Source organism: Acidovorax sp. KNOB132, assembly GCF_057541515.1.
The window spans coordinates 1-4,473 of record NZ_BAAJYT010000280.1; the positions used below are offsets into that span (position 1 = coordinate 1).

At 71.7% G+C, this 4,473-nt stretch carries 5 protein-coding genes; 4 read left to right on the plus strand and 1 reads right to left on the minus strand.

The genetic code is table 11. The annotated features are described in order from the left end of the window. From AC27IO_RS20930 to AC27IO_RS20945, 4 genes are all read left to right on the plus strand, one after another. Nucleotides 1–361, plus strand: a 361-nt coding sequence (locus tag AC27IO_RS20930) for an alpha/beta hydrolase family protein (RefSeq protein WP_498740559.1), incomplete at its 5' end; no start/stop codon positions are given. 63 nt (nt 362–424) lie between these two features. Then, complete coding sequence (locus AC27IO_RS20935; protein WP_498740560.1) at nt 425–1,408, plus strand: LD-carboxypeptidase; 984 nt, start codon at nt 425–427, stop codon at nt 1,406–1,408. A 185-nt stretch (nt 1,409–1,593) separates the two neighbouring features. Beyond that, nucleotides 1,594–2,532 carry an adenylate/guanylate cyclase domain-containing protein gene (locus tag AC27IO_RS20940; protein WP_284431236.1) on the plus strand — a complete coding sequence of 313 codons (939 nt, stop codon included), beginning with the start codon at nt 1,594–1,596 and terminating at the stop codon, nt 2,530–2,532. 75 nt (nt 2,533–2,607) lie between these two features. Further along, a complete protein-coding gene (locus tag AC27IO_RS20945; protein WP_498740562.1) occupies nt 2,608–3,624 on the plus strand; it encodes an asparaginase in 1,017 nt (338 codons plus the stop codon). 20 nt (nt 3,625–3,644) lie between these two features. On the opposite strand, the gene AC27IO_RS20950 is transcribed toward AC27IO_RS20945, so the two are convergent. Then, a complete protein-coding gene (locus AC27IO_RS20950; RefSeq protein WP_498740564.1) occupies nt 3,645–4,319 on the minus strand; it encodes a hypothetical protein in 675 nt (224 codons plus the stop codon). Between the last annotated feature and the right edge of the window lie 154 nt (nt 4,320–4,473).

The window sequence follows — 4,473 nt, forward strand, 5'->3', positions numbered from 1 at the left end:
CCGCCTGGTGGCGCAGGCCGGCAGCCCGCTGACTCCCGAGGCGCAGGCGGCCTACGATGCGCCGTTTCCCGATGTGGGTTTTCGCGCTGCGCTGCGGGCGCTGCCGCAGGCCGTGCCGGAGGAACCCGAGGGCGCCTTCATGGCCCTGGCGGCCCGCCGCTTCTGGCAGGGCGAATGGACAGGCCGCAGCCTGCTGGTGGCCGGTGCGCCGGACGCCGCGCTGGGCCCTGCGGCCATGCAATCCCTGCAGGCCCTGGTGCGCGGCAGCCCGCCGCCGCTGGCAGTGCCCGGTGCGGGGCATTTCGTGCCGGAGCAGGGCGCCGAAATCGCCGCGCGGGCTGTGGAATACTTCCGACCCTAGCGCGCCGGCCGCACCGGCGCACACACCGCATCCACCGGAGCAGGCCCGCGCGGCCTGAATGCCTTGTCCCTTGCATCCCATGACGACCACGCCCATTGCGGCCACGACCACGGCCCCCGGCACATCTACATCTACTCGCCCTCCGGCGCGGTGCGCGACAAGGCGGCGTTCAAGCGCGGCATCGCCCGCCTGAAGGCCCTGGGGCACGAGGTCGAGGTGGATGCCGATGCCCTGGCCACGCACACGCGCTTCGCGGGCGACGACGCCACCCGGCTGGCGGCCATCCACCGCGCGGCGGCCAGCGGCGCCGACCTGGCCCTGATCTCGCGCGGCGGCTATGGCATCACCCGCATCCTGCCGGGCATCCGCTACAAGGCGGTGGCCAAGGCGGTTGCGGGGGGCACGCGCTTCGTCGGCGTGAGCGATTTCACGGCGTTCCAGAACGCACTGCTGGCCAAGACCGGCGCCATCACCTGGGCCGGCCCCTCGCTGTGCGGAGACCTGGGCCCGGAAGGCGAGCCCGACGACATCATGCTGGCCTGCCTGGACGACCTGCTCTCCGGCCACGGCGAGGGCAGCGGCTGGCGCATGAACGCCGAAAAGCCCAACGCCGCCGGCCAGCCCGCGGTGCGCGACATCTACGTTAAAAACGCGCAGCTCTGGGGTGGCAACCTCGCCGTGCTGGCCGGGCTGGTGGGCACGCCCTACCTGCCGGCGGTGCGCGGTGGCATCCTCTTCATCGAGGACGTGAACGAGCATCCCTACCGCGTGGAGCGCCTGCTCACGCAATTGGTGCATGCGGGCGTGCTGGCACAGCAAAAGGCCGTGATCCTGGGCCAGTTCACCGGCTACAAGCTCGCACCGCACGACAAGGGATTCAAGCTGCAGAGCGTGGTGGACTGGCTGCGCACGCAGATCAAGGCGCCGGTGCTGACCAACCTGCCTTACGGCCATGTCGCCACCAAGGTGCTGCTGCCCGTGGGCGCCACGGTGTCGCTGTCGGTCGAGGGGCGCGACGCGCTGCTGTACTGGGGCCACACCCACTGAGGAACGCGGGCGGGGCCACCTTCCATGCCCCGCTGCAGGCCGCCCGAGCCGGCCCCATAATTTGCATTCCGTTTCCATTCTTTCCCCTCCGTGCCTCGTCTGTTCGCGTGTTGCGTGCACGCATCCCTGATCTTTGAAGGCCCTGGCGCCACCACGCGGCCAGGCGCTCGCCGGAAGGCCGCGCCATGACGGGCGGCGCGGTGCACACCGTCGTGTTCGCTGACATCGCGGGCAGCACCGCCCTGTTCGAGGCTGTGGGCAACGCACGCGCGACCGCCGCCGTGACCCAGCTGACCGACTGGATCGGCGAGACCGTCACCACCCATGGCGGCCGCGTGGTCAAGACGCTGGGCGACGGCGTGCTCGGCGTGTTCGAGGACGGCGCGGCCGGCGTGGCCGCCATGGCCGCGATGATGCGCAGCCACCACCACCGCATGCACGCCTGGCCGCGCGAACTGCGCCTCGACCTGCGGGCGGGCCTGGCCAGTGGCGAGATCGTGCAGGTGGACGGCGATTGCTACGGCGACGCGGTCAACGTGGCCGCCCGGTTGTCCGAGCGTGCTGGCCCGCGCGAGATCTGGGCCACCGAAAGCACCGTGGAGCAGGCGGGAGCGGTGGACGGCACCTGGTTCGTGCGCCTGGGCGCCATGGACCTGCGCGGGCGGTCCGAGCCCATCGTCATGTACCAGGTCGAATGGCGCGATGGCGAGGAGGGCGATTCGGTCACCATGCAGGCGGCGCTGCCCAGCGCGGTGATGCCGCTCGATTCCGGCAGCGCCTGCCTGGAATTGTCCTGGGGCGGCGCGCACCGCGCCTTCCTGTCCACGCAAACGCCCGTGCACCTGGGCCGCGCCACGCAGGCCCAGGTGCATGTGGGCGACCCCCGGGTCTCGCGCCTGCATGCCCGCATCGACTGGCGCAACGGCACCTTCGTGCTCACCGACCTCAGCAGCTTCGGCACCTGGGTGCACTTCGGGGGCGGCAGCACCGTCGTCAACCTGCGCCGCGACGCCTGCCTGCTGCATGGCACGGGGGTGATCGCCCTCGGGGTGCCGTTGGGCAAGGTGGCCGGCGGGCCGACGGTGGGCTTTCGCGTGTCGGGCGGCACCGTGCTTCCGCACTGACGCGGCAGCACCGGGATCTTTCCATCTGCCTGCCCGTGGGGCAGGCCCAGCACCCAAACCAAAGCGAGTTGCCCCATGCACCATGCACCGTTGATCGAACTCACCCGTGGCGGCATTCCCGAAAGTCTGCATGCCGGCTCGGTAGCCGTGGTGGACCGGCAGGGCCGGCTGCTCGCGCAGGTGGGCGACCCATGCGCGCGGGTGTTCACCCGCTCCACCATCAAGGCCTTCCAGGCCCTGCCGCTGCTGCAGTCCGGCGGCGTGCACGCCCTCGCCTGGGGCGAGCGCGAACTGGCCTTGCTGTGCGCCAGCCACAACGGCGAAGCGCAGCACGTGCAGGTGGTGCAGGGCATGCTCGACAGCGTGGGCCAGGCCCACACCGTGCTGCGCTGCGGCTGCCACGTGCCACTGTTCGCGGCGCTCGGGCTGGGCACGCTGGCGCCCGGCGCCGTGCATGACGAGCGCTACCACAACTGCAGCGGCAAGCATGCGGGGTTCGTGGCGTACTGCGTGCAGCAGGGCCTCTCCTTGCCCGACTACACCGACCCCACGCACCCGCTGCAGACCCAGGTGCGCGAGCAGGTCGCCAGCGCCGTAGGGCTCGCACCTGAAGAGTTGGCCATGGGCATCGACGGCTGCTCGGCTCCCAACTACGCCATGCCGCTGGCGCACCTGGCGCGGGGCTACGCCCGGCTGGCCGGCGAAGCACCGCAGGACAGCGACCTGGGCCCGCACCTGGCGGCGCTGGCCGATGCCATGGTGGCGTTTCCTGTGCTGGGCTCGGGCACGGGGCGGCACGATGCCGACTTCATGCGGGCCGGCGGGGGCGACTGGGTGTCCAAGACGGGTGCCGATGGCGTGCAGGTGCTGGGCAGCCGCAGCCGGGGCGAGGCCTTCGCGCTCAAGGTCATGGACGGCAACATGACCGCGCAGATCGCCGCCGCCGTCGAGGTGCTGGACCAGCTGGGCTGGATGAATGCCGCCCAGCGCGCCGCATTGGCGCCCTGGCGTGCCGCACCGCTGCTGAGCGCACGGGGCGTGCCCGTGGGCGAGCGCCGCCCGGTGTTCCGGCTGGAGCGCGCCGCCATTTGAGGCCGACAGGCGCTGCCGCTTTACGGATAAGCGCTGGCCGCCGCAAAAACAGTCGCGAAAGGCCAGGTGTCCGGCAGGATGTACGCCACGCCCGCCGACTGGCCGAACACGGGCGCGATGAGCCGGTCGTAGAACGCCGCGTCCACATTCACGCAGCCGTAGGAAATCCGCTTGTCCTCGGCGCTGCCATGCACGAGCCGCTCGCGCCGGCGCTCTGCGGGGCTCACGCTGCGCAGCCGGTGCAGCGACACGGCGGCGTCGTAGTCGATCCAGACGATGTCGTCGCCGCGCAGGTTCAGCCCCGGCTCGGTGATGAAACGGCCGGCCGGGGTGGTGCGCTCCTCGGGCCGAATCTTCGACAGGGGCTTGTCGCCGATGCCGGGCACCGAGGCGTCGCCGCGGGCGGAGCCCAGCAGCACGGCCGCGCTGCCGCGCCAGCGCCCGTCGGCGGCAAAGACATGCAGGCGCGCGCCCAGCTTGTCGATCACGGCGAACGGCAGGCCGCCGTGGTCGGCCGTGCCCTGCACCCACCGCACCAATTGCACCGCGGTGTCGGAGGTGCCCTCTGGCGGCCACGTCGCGCCGGTGCGAGCCCGTGCCCCGGCAACGGGCAGCAGCCCCAGGGCCGCTGCGGCGATGGCGGCCCTGCGCGAGAGGGCGGCGGCGTGGGTCGGGGCGGCGGGCGGTGCGGTCATGCGGTGATATCGGATGGCCAGGCAGAAACGGCCTGGCGAGTAGCGAAGAAGTACCCAAAAAAGTCCCAAGGGGTGGAAAGTGCCGTGCATGCTGGCGCGTGCGAGCAGAGGGGGCCGGTTTGGGCGAATAATGGCTGCTTCTGCCGACCTTTGC